Genomic DNA, 14,963 nt, shown 5'->3' with positions numbered 1-14,963 from the left:
CACCATGAAGTTTATCATTAAATTGTTCCCGGAAATCACCATCAAGAGCCAATCTGTGCGGTTGCGCTTTATCAAGATTCTAACCGGAAACATTCGCAACGTATTAAAACACTATGATGAAACGCTGGCGGTTGTCCGTCACTGGGATCATATCGAAGTTCGGGCCAAAGACGAAAGCCAGCGTTCGGCGATTCGTGATGCGCTGACGAGAATTCCGGGTATCCACCATATTCTGGAAGTGGAAGATCACGCCTATACCGATGTGCACAATATCTTTGAACAGGCGCTGGCGCTGTATCGTGAGCAACTGGAGGGCAAGACGTTTTGTGTGCGAGTGAAACGCCGTGGTAAGCATGAATTTAGCTCACAGGACGTAGAGCGCTACGTCGGCGGTGGTCTGAACCAGCATATTGAAACGGCGCGAGTTAATCTCACTGCGCCACAGGTTACCGTGCATCTGGAAATCGAGCAGGACCGTTTGCTGCTGATTAAAGGGCGTTATGAAGGGATCGGCGGCTTCCCGATCGGTACACAGGAAGATGTGCTGTCGCTGATTTCTGGTGGTTTTGACTCCGGTGTATCCAGTTATATGCTGATGCGTCGTGGGTGTCGCGTGCATTACTGCTTCTTTAACCTTGGCGGTGCGGCGCACGAGATTGGTGTAAAACAGGTCGCACATTATCTGTGGAACCGTTTTGGTAGCTCACACCGGGTGCGTTTCATTGCTATCGATTTCGATCCTGTGGTGGGTGAAATTCTGGAGAAAGTTGACGACGGCCAGATGGGCGTCGTATTGAAGCGCATGATGGTGCGTGCGGCCTCCAAAATCGCTGAGCGTTACGGTGTTCAGGCGCTGGTGACCGGTGAAGCGTTAGGGCAGGTTTCCAGCCAGACGCTGACCAACCTGCGTTTGATTGATAATGCCTCCGATACGCTGATTCTGCGTCCGCTGATTTCTCATGATAAAGAACACATTATCAAACAGGCTCGCGAACTCGGAACGGAAGATTTCGCCAAAACGATGCCGGAATACTGTGGTGTTATCTCGAAAAGCCCGACGGTGAAGGCGGTAAAAGCGAAGATTGAGGCTGAAGAAAGCCACTTTGATTTTGCCATTCTGGAGCGTGTGGTGAGTGAAGCGCGGAATATTGATATCCGTCAGATCGCCGAGCAGACCAAGCAAGAAGTGGTTGAAGTCGAAACGGTCGCGTCATTTGCCCCAACAGATGTACTGCTGGATATCCGTGCGCCGGATGAACAAGACGATAAACCGCTTGAGCTGGATCAGGTCGAAATCAAATCCTTACCGTTCTACAAGCTGGGTACACAGTTTGGTGATTTGGATCAGAGCAAAACCTACCTGCTTTACTGTGAGCGTGGCGTGATGAGCCGCTTGCAGGCGCTATACCTGCGTGAGCAAGGTTTCAGCAATGTGAAGGTGTACCGTCCGTAATGTAGAAAGGCGCGCAAGCGCCTTTTTCATCTACGTTAATCGCGATAGTTATGAATGCCCGGCGGCAGGATGAGCTGTGCGGCGACCTCGGCGGCTTTTTCTTTGCCCAGCAGTAAATCAATAATCTTCAGGGCGAAATCCATGCTGGTGCCCGGCCCTTGTGTGGTTAACAGATTCACGCGCGGATCGTACACGACACGCTTTTCCATCCATTTTTCTGGCGCAATCTTATCCTTAAACGCCGGATAGCCCGTCATGTTTCCGACGGGAAACAGCTGATGATATTCCAGTACCAGCGCAGGCGTTGCACACATCGCAGCGATAATTTTCCCTTCTAGATGCGCTTGTCGAATGCATTCCACCAGTATTGGGCTATCGCGGAAGCACTCCGCACCTTGCAGCCCACCCGGTAACACCAGCACATCGAAAGGCCGATCGGCGACGGTAGCCAGCGGTGCATCCGCCAGCAGCCTTACCCCGCGTGAGCAGACGATTTCGAGATTGCCATCGCTGGCGACGCTGGCAAGCGTGACCTGAATACCTGCCCGGACAAGCAAATCGATGGTTGTGACGGCTTCAGTTTCTTCACTACCAGGTGCCAGACACACCAGTGCCGATGCGGTCATAATCATTTTCCTTTTGCTTAATGTAGTCAAACAGGCGGGCATTTTCGGGGAGCGTCAGGCCGTGGAGGCGCGCACGGTGCAGTAAATACCCGGTAATGTAGTCAATTTCGGTATGTCGCTGAGCGATGATGTCCTGCAACATCGATGAGGTGTTTGCCGCGGTGTTCTGAATAATTTGATTAACGTAGAGCAGCAGACTGTCTCGCGATGTATGGAAACCCTCTCGTTCCATGACGCTGGCCACTTCCTGACAAAGCGATGCAATCAGTTCTGGGTACGCAGAAAGCTCGCCATTGGTGCAGCGATATTTCACCGTGAGTGGGTTGATGACGCAGTTAGCCGCCAGCTTCAGCCAGCAGGTGGCGCTAATATTGGTGTGCCAGGCGACATCAGGTAAGGCTTGATGCAGCACTTCGGCCAGATGACTTTGGCTGCTGTCGCCGTTAAACGTGCCGATATGCGTTGTGCCAGCGGCAACATGCACGACGTTGTTTGCGTCGCGCCGTGCGGCATGGGTGGTGATACCCAGCACCAGTGGCTGTTGTAGCGACGGTAATTCTTCCCGCGTGCCCATCCCGTTGTGTAAAAGCAGAATCGTGCAATGCGGGTTGAGCTGTGGCAACAGTACGGTAACGGCATCGGAAACCTGCCAGGCTTTTAACGTCACCAGCAGCAGTTCGCTTTGGGCAAGGTGTTCGGGATCGTTAGCCGTCAGGTTGAGATTACAGTGCTGACCATCCAGCATGGTGACATTGACCGGACAATATGGTTGCGGAATACGCAGCCATCCCTGGACATCATGCCCTTGCTGATGCAACGCGGCGAGCCAAAGTTGGCCCAGCGCGCCACAGCCAAGAACGGTGATTTTCATGTACGTCTCCCTTATTTGATGCGGGCGCTGTCGTTCTGCCATCATAGGCTATCATTCACGTTACGATCTTGTGCTATTCGGCCTGTTTACCAGATGCAGAGTAAAATCGGGATCGTGTCTGGCATCTTGCTTATCGCAGAAGAGCGGTTATTATGCTCGCCAGCCAAATTTGTCAGGAGAGCGAATTATGCCATCTTTCGATATTGTTTCGGAAATTGATATGCAGGAAGTCCGTAACGCGGTGGAAAACGCCACGCGTGAGCTGAGCACCCGCTGGGATTTTCGCAATGTTCCGGCCAGCTTTGAACTGAATGAGAAATCGCAAAGTATTAAAGCGACCAGCGAGTCTGATTTTCAGGTACAGCAACTGATTGATATTATGCGCGAGAAATTGTTGAAGCGCGGAATTGAAGGCGGGGCGTTAGAGGTCCCGGAAGCGTTCGAGCACAGCGGTAAAACGTACAGCGTGGAAGCCAAGTTGAAGCAGGGCATTGAAACCACGCAGGCGAAGAAGATCGTCAAGCTGATTAAAGACAGCAAACTGAAAGTGCAGGCGCAGATTCAGGGTGAACAGGTTCGCGTTACCGGAAAATCACGTGATGATTTGCAGGGCGTGATGGCGTTGATTCGCGGCGGAAATCTGGGGCAGCCGTTCCAGTTTACCAACTTCCGCGATTGATGTTTTCTCGTCATTTGCCGACGACAAAAGGCCAGCGAAAGCTGGCCTTTTGTTTAATCAGATCTGGCCGGCGAGTTGTTCTAGCTGCTGACGATTGGTCTTTTTATTGTCGATCTTCACATAGGCGCTGTACTCATCCGGCACGATGACCACCTCGGCAACGCCGGGCTGAGTACGCATTTTCTGTTCCAGCTCACGATCCTGCAAGGCTACATCGGACAGTGCGATTCTGAGGCTGCTGAGATAAGGCGGTTCCTGCATGGTGAAGCTGACGAGTAGCCAGATGGCCGCAATAGCGGTGCCACCCATAAATACGGCAGACGCGCCATAAAGCTCAAACAGCCCGCCGCCGAGGCTTCCGCCAATTGCCACACCGATAAACTGTGTGGTGGAGTAAACGCCCATCGCCGTACCTTTATATCCTGCCGGTGATTCCTTGCTAATCAACGATGGCAACAGCGCTTCCATCACGTTGAAAGCCAGGAAAAACAGCTGTACGCCGATGATGATTTGCCAGAGATGGCTACCTGCCGCCCATAAGACAACCTCTGCGGCGATCAGCACCACGATGCAGCCGATGAAGACCTGCTTCATTCGCCTTTTCACTTCAGCATAAATAATGAAAGGCACCACGCCGACAAAAGAGATCAGCATCGTGACCAGATAGACTTTCCAATGGTCCTGTGGCGCCAGACCCACGGATTCCATGACGCGGGGTAGGGCGACGAAGCTCGACATCAATAAAATATGCAGGCACATGATGCCGATATTCAGTTTCAACAGGCGGCTATTGCCGAGCACTTTGCGGAAACTGCCGCGTACCATCGCCGATTCCCGATTCAGGACGTGCGCGGGTGCGGAAGGAATCAGGGTAAGGGTAATCACAATGCCAGCGAGTGACAGAAGGGCGATACCCCAGAAGAGCGCCTGTAAACCAAAGGCATGGGTAACGATAGGGCCGACGACCATCGCGATAGCAAAGGTGACGCCGAAACTCACGCCGATAAATGCCATCGCTTTTGTTCGGTTCTGCTCACGCGTCAGATCGGAAAGCAGCGCCATGACGGCGGCTGATATGGCGCCCGCGCCCTGCAAAGCCCGGCCTAGGATAATGCCCCAGATGGAGTCGCTGAGTGCGGCGATAACGCTGCCGAGTGCAAAAATCAGCAGTCCTCCAACAATCAGAGGCTTTCTGCCGATACGGTCAGAGACCAGGCCGAAGGGAATCTGGAAAATAGCCTGCATCAGGCCATAAATACCAATCGCAATACCGATCAGCGCTTCACTTGCGCCCTGCAAGGCCATGCCGTAAGTCGTTAGCACAGGCAGAACCATGAACATGCCGAGCATGCGCAGTGAAAAAACGGCTCCCAAGCCCCATGTGGCGCGTAATTCGCCAGGGGTCATTTTATTATCGTTCATGCGTACCTCTGAAAACAATTGGCGCTATTTTAGTGCGTTATTGGCCAGACAGTAAACGATAGGTTTGTTACGTGATTTGGCGGAGAAGGGGAGAGGGAAATAAAAAGCGCAGAGCGCGTTTTTCAACGTCGCTTGCGGCGACCCAAAGGGTAGCACGCAGGAAATACGCAATAAAAAAACAGGTGGACAAGCCACCTGTTTTTACTAACGCATAGAACGCGGTTGTGATTAACGCAGGTAGGTCAGCAGAACTTCATGCGCTGGCGCCATTGAATCCACAGACATCATCACGCTCAGCGAGGTAATCGCGACGATGGAGAAAACAAACAGTTTTCTTGCCCATACGCGGTCATCAATCGCATTTTTATAGCCTGACAGCGCCATACCCAGCCACCAGACGCTAACGGCTGCGGCAACGACCAGATATTTGTAGCCCGCATAACCGCCGAGAGACAGCATCAATGTTGCGACCGCAAACGCCACGATATACAGCGTAATGTGGTTTTTCGCAACCGAGATACCTTTCACAACCGGCAGCACCGGGATGTTGGCGGCCTGATAATCCTTGAAGCGGAAAATCGCAATCGCGTATGAATGGGGCATTTGCCACAGGCTAAAGATCAGCAGCAGAATCAACGCGCCAGCATCGAACTGGTTGCTGACGGCACAGTAACCGATAACCGGTGGAGCTGCGCCTGACAGACTGCCAATCAGCGTGCCATAAACAGAATGCCGCTTCATATACAGGCTATACACGCCGACATACACGGCGAAGCCCATCACCGCCAGCCACATGGCTAACGGGTTAGCCGCGATGTACAGCAGAGCAAAGCCCGCAATACCTAACAGCGATGCGTAAACCAGCGTTACCTTCAGTGAAATCAGTCCCTTTACCAGAACCCGATTTTTGGTTCTCTCCATTTTCTTGTCGATGTCGCGGTCAATGACGTTGTTAAATACGCAGCCAGACGCAACGACTAACGACACCCCCACAAGGGTGGCGAGAAACAGGGGATAATCAATGCGGCCTTGGGCCGCAAGGAGAAATCCACCGATAACGGAAATCAGATTTCCGAAAATAATTCCTGGTTTAGTAACTTGCAGGTATTGCTTAATCATCTTTTACGGCTCGGTTACTGGATCATCATATTGTGGTGTGCGCTCATCATAATCCAGATGGAGCCCACGACGACAATGGCGATAATCAGGACGGCAAACACAAGAGCCACCACGTTCCAGCGCTCTTCTGAGGACGTATTCAGGTGCAGGAAGTACACCAGATGCACCAGAATCTGAACCACTGCACATCCCACCACCGTGAAAAGAATGGCGTTATGTGAGGCAGTGCCGCTCATGACCATACTGAAAGGAATGACGGTCAAAATGACTGACAGTACAAAACCTATTACGTATGACTTAACGCTACCGTGGCTAGCACCTGAATGATCGGTTGTTGAATGACTCATTAGATTGCCCCCAGCAGATAAACAACGGTGAAGACACAAATCCACACCACGTCAAGGAAGTGCCAGAACAGGCTCAGGCACATCAGACGTGTTTTGTTGGTTGCCGTCAGGCCACGTTTAGACACCTGAATCATCATGATGACCAACCAGATCAGACCGCCCGTTACGTGGAGCCCGTGAGTGCCGACCAGTGCGAAGAAGGCAGACAGGAACGCACTGCGATCCGGGCCATAGCCTTCAACAATCAGGTGATGGAATTCATAGATTTCCATCCCGATAAACACCAGACCGAACAGGAATGTTACGCCCAGCCAGGCATTAACCTGAGATTTGTTACCCTTGTTCATGGCGATCATCGCCATGCCATAGGTAATACTACTGAACAGCAACGCGAACGTTTCTACCAGCACGAAGGGCAGTTGGAAAATGTCCTTACCGCTTGGGCCGCCTGCAGTACCGTTAACCAGTACTGCATAGGTTGCGAACAGTGACCCGAAAATGATCAGGTCGCTCATCAGGTAGACCCAGAAGCCGAATACCTTGTTGGCTCCTGTGTCGTGGTGCCCATGCTCAGCATGGGCTGTATTGTGGTTAGTCAGAGTTTCAGTTGACATGTTTCACGCCTGCCTTACTGAGTTGATCAAAATTCTGATTCTCAATTTGCTCAATTTCTTTAACCGGCACGTAGTAATCCACGTCTTGATTAAAGCTGTGCACAATCCAGGTCACAATCATGCCAGCGAAGCCAGCGATGGCCAGCCACCAGATATGCCAGATCATGGCAAAACCGAATACCAGGCTGAATGCGGAGATAATCACACCCGCGCCGGTGTTCTTCGGCATGTGAATCTCTTCATAGCTGGCAGGGCGCTTATAAGCTTCACCTTTCTCTTTCGCTTCCCAGAACGCATCACGCTCGTCAACATGCGGCACGACAGCGAAGTTATAGAACGGCGCAGGAGAAGAGGTTGCCCACTCCAGCGTACGTCCACCCCACGGATCGCCCGTCAGGTCACGGTTCTGGTGACGATCACGGATACTGACGTAGAACTGGATAACCTGACACAGCACACCGATACCGATCAGCACTGCACCGATGGATGCCACAACCAGCAAGGCGTGGAATTCAGGGTTGATTTGCTGGCTCAGACGACGCGTCATTCCCATAAAGCCGAGAACATACAGCGGCATAAAGGCAACGAAGAAGCCGATAATCCAGAACCAGAACGCGCGTTTACCCCAGGTTTCGTTCAGGGTGAAACCAAAGGCTTTCGGGAACCAGTAAGTAATACCTGCGAAGCAACCAAACACGACGCCGCCGATGATCACGTTATGGAAGTGAGCAATCAGGAACAGGCTGTTGTGCAGGACAAAGTTTGCGCCCGGTACGGCCAGCAGTACCCCGGTCATCCCACCGATGGTAAAGGTGATGATGAAGCCCGTGGTCCACAGCATCGTGGAGTGGGACTGGATACGACCTTGATACATGGTGAACAGCCAGTTGAAGATTTTAACCCCGGTCGGGATTGAAATAATCATGGTGGCTATACCAAAGAAGGCGTTGACGTTCGCGCCGGACCCCATGGTAAAGAAGTGGTGCAGCCAAACGATAAACGACAGAACCGTAATCGCAATGGTTGCCCATACCAGTGAGGTGTAGCCAAACAGACGTTTTTTACAGAAGGTGGCAACCACTTCGGAGTAAACACCAAAGATCGGCAGCACCAGAATGTAAACCTCAGGATGACCCCATGCCCAAATCAGGTTGATGTACATCATCATGTTGCCACCCATATCATTGGTAAAGAAATGGGTGCCGAGGTAACGGTCGAGCGTCAGTAGTGCAATGGTAACGGTCAAGATTGGGAATGCGGCGATGATCAGCACGTTGGTACACAGTGCTGTCCAGGTAAATACCGGCATTTTCATCAGCGTCATGCCAGGTGCGCGCATCTTCAGAATGGTTGCGAAGAAGTTAACACCCGTCAGCGTAGTACCGATACCGGATATCTGTAGACTCCATATCCAGTAATCGACCCCGACGCCGGGACTGTACTCCTTCCCTGACAGCGGTGGATACGCCACCCAGCCAGTCTGCGCGAATTCACCGACCCCGAGAGAGAGGTTGATTAAGATAACGCCGACAACAAACAGCCAGAAGCTGAGGGAGTTCAGGAATGGGAAAGCAACGTCACGCGCACCGATCTGCAAAGGAACCGCAAGGTTCATCAGACCAACGACAAACGGTGTCGCCACAAAGAAGATCATGATGACACCGTGCGCGGTGAAAATCTGATCGTAGTGGTGAGCGTTTAGGAAGCCTTCTTGCCCGGCAGAAGCCAGAACCTGCTGGCCGCGCATCATGATGGCATCGGCAAAACCACGAATCATCATCACCAGACCGACGATGATGTACATGATACCGATTTTCTTGTGGTCGACGGAGGTGAACCACTCGGCCCACAGCCATTTCCACTTACCGAAATAGGTTATTGCCGCCAGCAGCGCAAGGCCGCCAACGATGATCGCCGCCACGGTGACCATAATAATGGGTTCGTGGTACGGAACCGCATCGAGTGTAAGTTTTCCGAACATCGTATTATCCCTCGGCTCCTTTGTGCGAGCTATGCTCGCCCATGTTCATACCCTCACCGTGTTGCATGTTTTCGTCAGACTTCATGCCTTCACCATGATGTTGCATGTTCATGTCGTTGCCTATGAATTTGCGAATAATATTATTGAACAAATCCGGCTGGACACTGGAGAAGTATTCGACAGGATGGAATTCACTTGGCTTAGCCAAGGTGTTGAATTCATCCATCGTATTCAGTGTTTTGGAGGACGCACGAACGTTCGCAACCCACTGGTCGAACTCTTGTTGAGTTGGTGTAGCAATCGCGGTGAACTTCATACCAGAGAAGCCTTTACCACTATAGCCGCCGGAGATACCGTCATACTTGCCCGGTTCGTTAGCGATCAAGTGGAGCTTCGTCTGCATTCCGGCCATGGCGTAAATCTGTCCACCAAGACGAGGAATGAAGAAGGAGTTCATCACGGAGTCGGATGTAATCTTGAATGCAACAGGTACGTTGGCAGGGAAAGCCAGTTCGTTAACCGTCGCAATGCCCAGATCCGGGTAAACAAACAGCCATTTCCAGTCAAGCGAAACAACTTCGACATTGATAGGTTTGACGTCTGATACCAGTGGCTTGTAAGGGTCAAGAGAGTGGGTCGTCTTCCAGGTAATCGTGCCAAGAATAACGATAATGATAATTGGTACAGTCCAGACTACGGCTTCTATCTTGTTGGAGTGTGACCAGTTCGGGGTATATTTTGCCTTTTCATTGGAAGCACGGAACTTCCAGGCAAAAGCTATCGTCATAACGATAACGGGAATCACAACGATCAACATCAGCCCGATGGCCGTCAGTATTAGCGATCTTTGTTCTAACCCGATCTCTCCTTTGGGGTTCATCAGCGCCATATCGCAACCGCTCAGCAGAGCTGTGGCTGCAAATAAAGACAGCATCCCAAAAATTTTATTGTATTTCTTGAGTCTCATCTAGCGACCTCAATAACAAGGGCTCTATTGTCATTTCATGCGAGCGGGCATTTTACGGGAAGGTTACTGCACTGTAAACATGATTAAGGTTATGTCAGCCGATTGTTGCTGGTTTTTGCCCTTAATGTCACAAAGATAGCCAAAATAAAAATGACATTGAAAAACAGCAAATTAAGTAGCTACCCCGATGAGAGTATGGATGGATAATAAGAAATTACAACTTACCATAACGCTTATTTTCTATTTTTAGTTTGGTGAAATTTTTTGCTCAACATGTGTTTTTGATAACGAATGAAATTAGTTCTGGAGAGATTTTACGAGGAAATAAAATTTCTTCTAGCAAGATAATTATGAAAAAAATAATTAAATAAAGGAATGGTGTAATTGGTTCAGGCAGCCGATGAGAGCTACCTGAACCAATAACGTTAGTGCATAGACGGTCTGGACGCGCGTCTGAGTGACAGATAGTCCAGCAAGCTACCGAAGAAAATGCCCAGCAGCGCGAGCGTACCGCCTGCGATGAGCAGGTATTCTGCCAGTAAGGGCAATGAAGACCATTCCAATGCATTACTGATGAGCAGAATAAGCCACAGTGCCAGCAATACCCCCCCTGAACCCAGTACATGTAAGGCCTTCCTGTAATAATTCTGGAAGTGTGTACGCAGTTGAAAGGTGTCGGTTTTCTGGGTGAATTCCAGCGTCTCACGGCAAATCGTCAGGATCGCCAGGCCCGGTAGTGCGGCCAAAATCGAGAACAGATAGAACCATGCCCAGCCGTAGGATTCAACAAACCAGCCTGCGATAGGGCCGACGTACACCCGGCCGACGGCTGCAAGGGCGGAAAGCAGGGCAAACTGTGTGGCTGAGAATGATTTATTACACAGCGTCATCAAGAGCGCGACGAATGCGGCTGTCCCCATACCGCCACAGAGATTTTCCAGAAAAACCGCGGTAGCCATGGTGAACAGGCTTTTGGCGGTAATCGCCAGCAGCCAGTATCCCGCGTTGGACACGGCCTGAAGGATGCCAAACAACATCAGCGCTCTGAACAACGAGAGCCGCTGCATCAATAATCCACCGTAAATCGCCCCCACAATGGTGGCGAAGAGTCCAAGCGTCTTGTTAACCAGCCCGACATCACCGGCATTGAAACCAACGCCGCGTATCAGGAAAGTGGTCGTCAGACTGATCGCAAAGGCATCACCGAGTTTGTATAACACGATCAACAGAAGAATGAGCCAGGCGTTGTTACGCTCGAAGAAATCACGCAGTGGGGCAACAATCGCTTGCTCCATGGTGCGCGGCGCAGGCTGACTATTTAGCGGTTCCGGTGCTAATAGGGTTGCGAACACACCGATCAGCATGAGTCCTGCCATGAGCCAATAGGTAGCCTGCCAGCCGAAATAGCGATCCGCCATCCACAGCGCCAGCCCGCCAGAAACCAGCATGGCCAGACGGTAACCTAATACTGAGGTGGCCGCACCCGTACCGCGTTCCTCAGGGGGAAGTAAATCCGTCTTATAGGCATCAAAAACGATATCCTGAGAAGCAGAACAGAACGCGACCATCACGGCCAGCGCTGCCAGCCACCAGAGATCGCGTGCCGGATTCATAAACCCCATGCCAATAATGGCGGCAATGAGCAGAATCTGACTGAGAATCAGCCAACCGCGGCGCCTGCCAAGAAACGGTGGGGTGTAGCGATCCATGAGAGGGGACCACAAAAACTTGAATACGTAGGCTTGACCAACCAAAGAGAAAAAACCGATGGTTTTCAGATCGACATTCTCGACGGTCATCCAGGCTTGCAATGTGCCGGATGTCAATGCCAGTGGTAAACCGGAAGCGAAGCCAAGCAACAGCATAAAAAGCGAATTACGTTGGCTGAACAAAGCAATGATGCGACTAAACATGAAGAATCCTTTCCCTTGCTCCGAAAGCGTTCAGGAGCAAGGGAAGCGGCGTACAGAAATTAACGGGCGTTTTCTTTGATAAAGCTGCTTACGCTGGTGTCTTGTGCCATGTCGTTGATGACATCACCTAGCACTGTGTTAACCGCATCGGTGATTTTGTCGTTGCTGGCGGTGAAAGCACCCTGAACGTTATAGGTTGAACGGTAGTTTTTCACCTGCTTGTTGCCGTTTGCCGCCTGAGAAATGATGGAGATATCTGCTTTGGTTGTGATGTTGTAGCGCAGGTTTCCTTCAGAGACATCGGCGTACAGGTGATTAACTACGATCTGCAAGGCTACCGGGCCGCCTGTACCGATCATATAACCACGCGCAGTCATTTGTTTCTCCAGCGCTTCTTGCAACAGGAAACGCAGATCGCGGGAAGGCGTCAGCGTAATCAGTTGGCCGTCGCGATTCACTTTTGCCAGAGCCTGATCGGCGCGCTGGTCTGCACCATTGATACTAATCGTTACGCCCATCAGCGTCGGATCCTGAGAAGGCAGGCTAATTTTGGGTGTGATGTTCAGCGTGTTGCTTTTTGCTGCACATCCTGCAAGCAGGATTACGGCCAGAAGAGGGAAAAATAATTTTTTTAACATTCGTATTTTCTCAGTAATGATTAGTGTGGTGAGCCGACAAATATTGTTGATATCATATCATCGCCACTGGCAGGAAAAAGAGCCGATAGCAGGTAAATTGTTCTGAAATTCATCTTTTTCGTGCCATTGGTCTGAAAAAAGCGTTTTTATCACATCAAGACCGCCGATGATATATCAATGCGTTGCGAATATTTTTCTTCTTTGTCAGGCTGTGTTTGCGCATAACAGGTTGAAAAAACGCTAAGGTTATAATGATTCGGGCATCGGTAAATTGCAGTTGAGTGGCAGCAATGTCGTGTTGGTATCACATTTTCCCCAAGCCGAAAGGGTAGTCGTATGATGCGTGAAACGATAGAAGAAAAGCTGCGTGTGGGTTTTGAGCCCGTTCATTTAGAGGTGATCGATGAAAGCTATCGTCACAACGTGCCTGCGGGAGCGGAAAGCCATTTTAAAGTTGTGCTGGTCAGCGATAAATTCACGGGGGAACGCGTGATCGGGCGACACCGCGCCGTCTATGCCGTACTGGCTGAAGAGTTAGCGGGTTCGGTGCATGCGTTAGCGTTACATACCTATTCGACAAAAGAGTGGGTCAGTTTGCAAAACGCCGTCCCTTCTTCACCACCTTGCGGTGGCGCTGGCATCCTTTCTTAATCATTAATATGGCCCGTTCCTGACATATCGGGGCGGGTTACTGACCAAAAGTGTGAATTTGTTGCTGTAATAGTCCACCCGCCGTTCTCGACTCATCCTCTCTATACCGCTATAATGCCGCGTCTATTTTTCCTGAATGTATTCGGGACGCTTCTGACTACAGGGAACGGGGTTGGCAATTTCCCGGTTCTGCGAGGTTTATTTAAGTCTGTGCGCCTTGGTGCCTGTGCTGAATCAGCTTTGCTGTCGTGAGATTTTTCGTCGCGAGAATAGTTTTGGGGTTGACCGATCACTGTGATTTTTTGAGGTAACAAGATGCAAGTTTCAGTTGAAACCACTCAAGGTCTGGGACGTCGCGTAACGATTACCGTTGCTGCTGACATCATTGAGAGTGCGGTGAAGAGCGAGCTGGTCAACGCGGCCAAAAAAGTACGTATTGACGGTTTTCGTAAAGGCAAAGTGCCGATGAATGTTGTTGCTCAGCGTTATGGTGCCTCTGTGCGTCAGGACGTACTGGGTGATCTGATGCAGCGCAACTTTGTTGACGCTATCATCAAAGAAAAAATTAATCCGGTTGGCGCGCCTAACTACATCCCTGGCGAATACGCTGTAGGCGGCGACTTCACTTACTCTGTTGAGTTTGAAGTGTACCCGGAAGTTGAACTGAAAGGTCTGGATGCGATCGAAGTTGAAAAACCGGTTGTTGAAGTGACCGACGCCGACGTTGATACCATGCTGGAAACGCTGCGTAAGCAACAGGCAACCTGGAAAGAAACTGACCGCGCTGCGGCAGCGGAAGATCGTGTCACTATCGATTTCACTGGCTCTATCGACGGTGAAGTCTTCGAAGGCGGTAAAGCCTCCGATTTCGTTCTGGCAATGGGCCAGAATCGCATGATCCCAGGTTTTGAAGATGGCGTTGTTGGGCACAAAGCAGGTGAAGAATTCACTATCGATGTGAACTTCCCTGAAGACTACCACGCTGAAAACCTGAAAGGAAAAGCGGCTCAGTTCGCTATCGTCCTGAAGAAAGTTGAAGAGCGTGAACTGCCTGAACTGACTGAAGAATTCATCAAACGTTTCGGCGTGGCTGATGGTTCTCAGGAAGGTCTGCGTGCTGAAGTTCGTAAAAATATGGAACGTGAGCTGAAAGGCGCGGTGCGTAACCGTGTGAAAACTCAGGTTCTGGACGGGCTGATCAACGCAAACGACATCGACGTGCCAGCGGCACTGATCGATGGCGAAATCGATGTTCTGCGTCGTCAGGCTGCACAGCGTTTTGGCGGCAACGAGAAGCAAGCGCAGGAATTACCGCGTGAGCTGTTCGAAGAGCAGGCTAAACGTCGCGTTGTTATCGGTCTGTTGCTGGGCGAAGTCATCAGCAGCAATGAGCTGAAAGCTGACGAAGCACGCGTTAACGCACTGATCGAAGAGATGGCTTCTGCTTACGAAGATCCGCAGGAAGTTATCGAGTTCTACGGCAAAAACAAAGAGCTGCTGAACAACATGCGTAACGTCGCTCTGGAAGAGCAAGCGGTAGAAACCGTGCTGGCTAAAGCGAAAGTTGTTGAGAAATCAGTAAGCTTCAATGAGCTGATGAATCAAACCGCTACAGCGTAAACAGCGTTTATCGCGTAGCAGGGAACTTTCCCTATCAAAAGCCCGTGCCTTATGGCGCGGGC

General features: G+C 50.9%; 14 protein-coding genes. 4 read left to right on the top strand and 10 right to left on the bottom strand.

What is annotated here, in order from left to right:
* Nucleotides 1–4 precede the first annotated feature (4 nt).
* Nucleotides 5–1,453: a tRNA uracil 4-sulfurtransferase ThiI gene (thiI, locus tag WCT94_RS00070; protein ID WP_336867100.1), complete on the top strand. Its 1,449-nt coding sequence runs from the start codon at nt 5–7 to the stop codon at nt 1,451–1,453.
* 35 nt (nt 1,454–1,488) lie between these two features.
* Here thiI and yajL read toward each other — a convergent pair whose 3' ends face one another.
* On the bottom strand, nt 1,489–2,079 hold the full coding sequence (gene yajL, locus WCT94_RS00065; RefSeq protein WP_336867097.1) for a protein deglycase YajL: 591 nt from the start codon (nt 2,077–2,079) through the stop codon (nt 1,489–1,491).
* Nucleotides 2,042–2,950 carry a 2-dehydropantoate 2-reductase gene (panE, locus tag WCT94_RS00060; protein WP_336867095.1) on the bottom strand — a complete coding sequence of 303 codons (909 nt, stop codon included), beginning with the start codon at nt 2,948–2,950 and terminating at the stop codon, nt 2,042–2,044. Before panE ends, yajL begins: the two co-directional genes overlap by 38 nt.
* Nucleotides 2,951–3,137: 187 nt before the next feature.
* Between panE and WCT94_RS00055 the strand changes: the two genes are divergently transcribed.
* The gene (locus tag WCT94_RS00055) at nt 3,138–3,629 is read left to right on the top strand and encodes a YajQ family cyclic di-GMP-binding protein (RefSeq protein WP_336867092.1); all 492 of its coding nucleotides are present in this window, start codon (nt 3,138–3,140) and stop codon (nt 3,627–3,629) included.
* Nucleotides 3,630–3,686: 57 nt separating this feature from the next.
* On the opposite strand, the gene WCT94_RS00050 is transcribed toward WCT94_RS00055, so the two are convergent.
* From WCT94_RS00050 to WCT94_RS00015, 8 genes are all read right to left on the bottom strand, one after another.
* Nucleotides 3,687–5,051 (bottom strand): MFS transporter, encoded by a 1,365-nt coding sequence (locus WCT94_RS00050; protein ID WP_336867089.1) that lies wholly within the window; start codon nt 5,049–5,051, stop codon nt 3,687–3,689.
* A gap of 228 nt (nt 5,052–5,279) precedes the next feature.
* On the bottom strand, nt 5,280–6,170 hold the full coding sequence (gene cyoE, locus WCT94_RS00045; protein WP_180742244.1) for a heme o synthase: 891 nt from the start codon (nt 6,168–6,170) through the stop codon (nt 5,280–5,282).
* Between the two features lie 14 nt (nt 6,171–6,184).
* Entirely contained in the window at nt 6,185–6,517 is a 333-nt protein-coding gene (locus WCT94_RS00040) for a cytochrome o ubiquinol oxidase subunit IV (protein ID WP_015839339.1), read from the bottom strand.
* The gene (locus WCT94_RS00035; RefSeq protein ID WP_015839340.1) at nt 6,517–7,131 is read right to left on the bottom strand and encodes a cytochrome o ubiquinol oxidase subunit III; all 615 of its coding nucleotides are present in this window, start codon (nt 7,129–7,131) and stop codon (nt 6,517–6,519) included. Before WCT94_RS00035 ends, WCT94_RS00040 begins: the two co-directional genes overlap by 1 nt.
* Entirely contained in the window at nt 7,121–9,112 is a 1,992-nt protein-coding gene (cyoB, locus tag WCT94_RS00030; RefSeq protein ID WP_014914525.1) for a cytochrome o ubiquinol oxidase subunit I, read from the bottom strand. Before cyoB ends, WCT94_RS00035 begins: the two co-directional genes overlap by 11 nt.
* Before the next feature lie 4 nt (nt 9,113–9,116).
* Nucleotides 9,117–10,079: a cytochrome o ubiquinol oxidase subunit II gene (gene cyoA / locus WCT94_RS00025; RefSeq protein ID WP_336867085.1), complete on the bottom strand. Its 963-nt coding sequence runs from the start codon at nt 10,077–10,079 to the stop codon at nt 9,117–9,119.
* Nucleotides 10,080–10,504: 425 nt separating this feature from the next.
* Nucleotides 10,505–11,992 carry a muropeptide MFS transporter AmpG gene (gene ampG, locus WCT94_RS00020; RefSeq protein ID WP_336867083.1) on the bottom strand — a complete coding sequence of 496 codons (1,488 nt, stop codon included), beginning with the start codon at nt 11,990–11,992 and terminating at the stop codon, nt 10,505–10,507.
* A 59-nt stretch (nt 11,993–12,051) separates the two neighbouring features.
* Entirely contained in the window at nt 12,052–12,630 is a 579-nt protein-coding gene (locus tag WCT94_RS00015; RefSeq protein ID WP_225087222.1) for a lipoprotein, read from the bottom strand.
* Between the two features lie 336 nt (nt 12,631–12,966).
* On the opposite strand from WCT94_RS00015, the gene bolA reads away from it, so the two are divergent.
* Nucleotides 12,967–13,281, top strand: coding sequence for a transcriptional regulator BolA (gene bolA / locus WCT94_RS00010; RefSeq protein ID WP_225087223.1), 315 nt, complete (start codon nt 12,967–12,969; stop codon nt 13,279–13,281).
* Between the two features lie 315 nt (nt 13,282–13,596).
* Nucleotides 13,597–14,901 (top strand): trigger factor, encoded by a 1,305-nt coding sequence (gene tig, locus WCT94_RS00005; RefSeq protein ID WP_336867076.1) that lies wholly within the window; start codon nt 13,597–13,599, stop codon nt 14,899–14,901.
* The last annotated feature ends 62 nt before the right edge of the window (nt 14,902–14,963 follow it).

Source organism: Pectobacterium sp. 1950-15 (assembly GCF_037136835.1).
GTDB lineage: Bacteria > Pseudomonadota > Gammaproteobacteria > Enterobacterales > Enterobacteriaceae > Pectobacterium.
The sequence above is the reverse complement of the archived record's forward strand: the minus strand, read 5'-3'. Positions and strand labels throughout refer to the sequence as shown.

Coding starts and splice junctions, on each gene's coding strand:
- WCT94_RS00055 (WP_336867092.1), top strand. CDS start 3,138: ATGCCATCTTTCGATATTGTTTCGGAAATTGATATGCAGGAAGTCCGT.
- cyoE (WP_180742244.1), bottom strand. CDS start 6,170: ATGATTAAGCAATACCTGCAAGTTACTAAACCAGGAATTATTTTCGGA.
- tig (WP_336867076.1), top strand. CDS start 13,597: ATGCAAGTTTCAGTTGAAACCACTCAAGGTCTGGGACGTCGCGTAACG.
- cyoA (WP_336867085.1), bottom strand. CDS start 10,079: ATGAGACTCAAGAAATACAATAAAATTTTTGGGATGCTGTCTTTATTT.
- WCT94_RS00050 (WP_336867089.1), bottom strand. CDS start 5,051: ATGAACGATAATAAAATGACCCCTGGCGAATTACGCGCCACATGGGGC.
- panE (WP_336867095.1), bottom strand. CDS start 2,950: ATGAAAATCACCGTTCTTGGCTGTGGCGCGCTGGGCCAACTTTGGCTC.
- thiI (WP_336867100.1), top strand. CDS start 5: ATGAAGTTTATCATTAAATTGTTCCCGGAAATCACCATCAAGAGCCAA.
- ampG (WP_336867083.1), bottom strand. CDS start 11,992: ATGTTTAGTCGCATCATTGCTTTGTTCAGCCAACGTAATTCGCTTTTT.
- WCT94_RS00035 (WP_015839340.1), bottom strand. CDS start 7,131: ATGTCAACTGAAACTCTGACTAACCACAATACAGCCCATGCTGAGCAT.
- yajL (WP_336867097.1), bottom strand. CDS start 2,079: ATGACCGCATCGGCACTGGTGTGTCTGGCACCTGGTAGTGAAGAAACT.
- WCT94_RS00015 (WP_225087222.1), bottom strand. CDS start 12,630: ATGTTAAAAAAATTATTTTTCCCTCTTCTGGCCGTAATCCTGCTTGCA.
- WCT94_RS00040 (WP_015839339.1), bottom strand. CDS start 6,517: ATGAGTCATTCAACAACCGATCATTCAGGTGCTAGCCACGGTAGCGTT.
- bolA (WP_225087223.1), top strand. CDS start 12,967: ATGATGCGTGAAACGATAGAAGAAAAGCTGCGTGTGGGTTTTGAGCCC.
- cyoB (WP_014914525.1), bottom strand. CDS start 9,112: ATGTTCGGAAAACTTACACTCGATGCGGTTCCGTACCACGAACCCATT.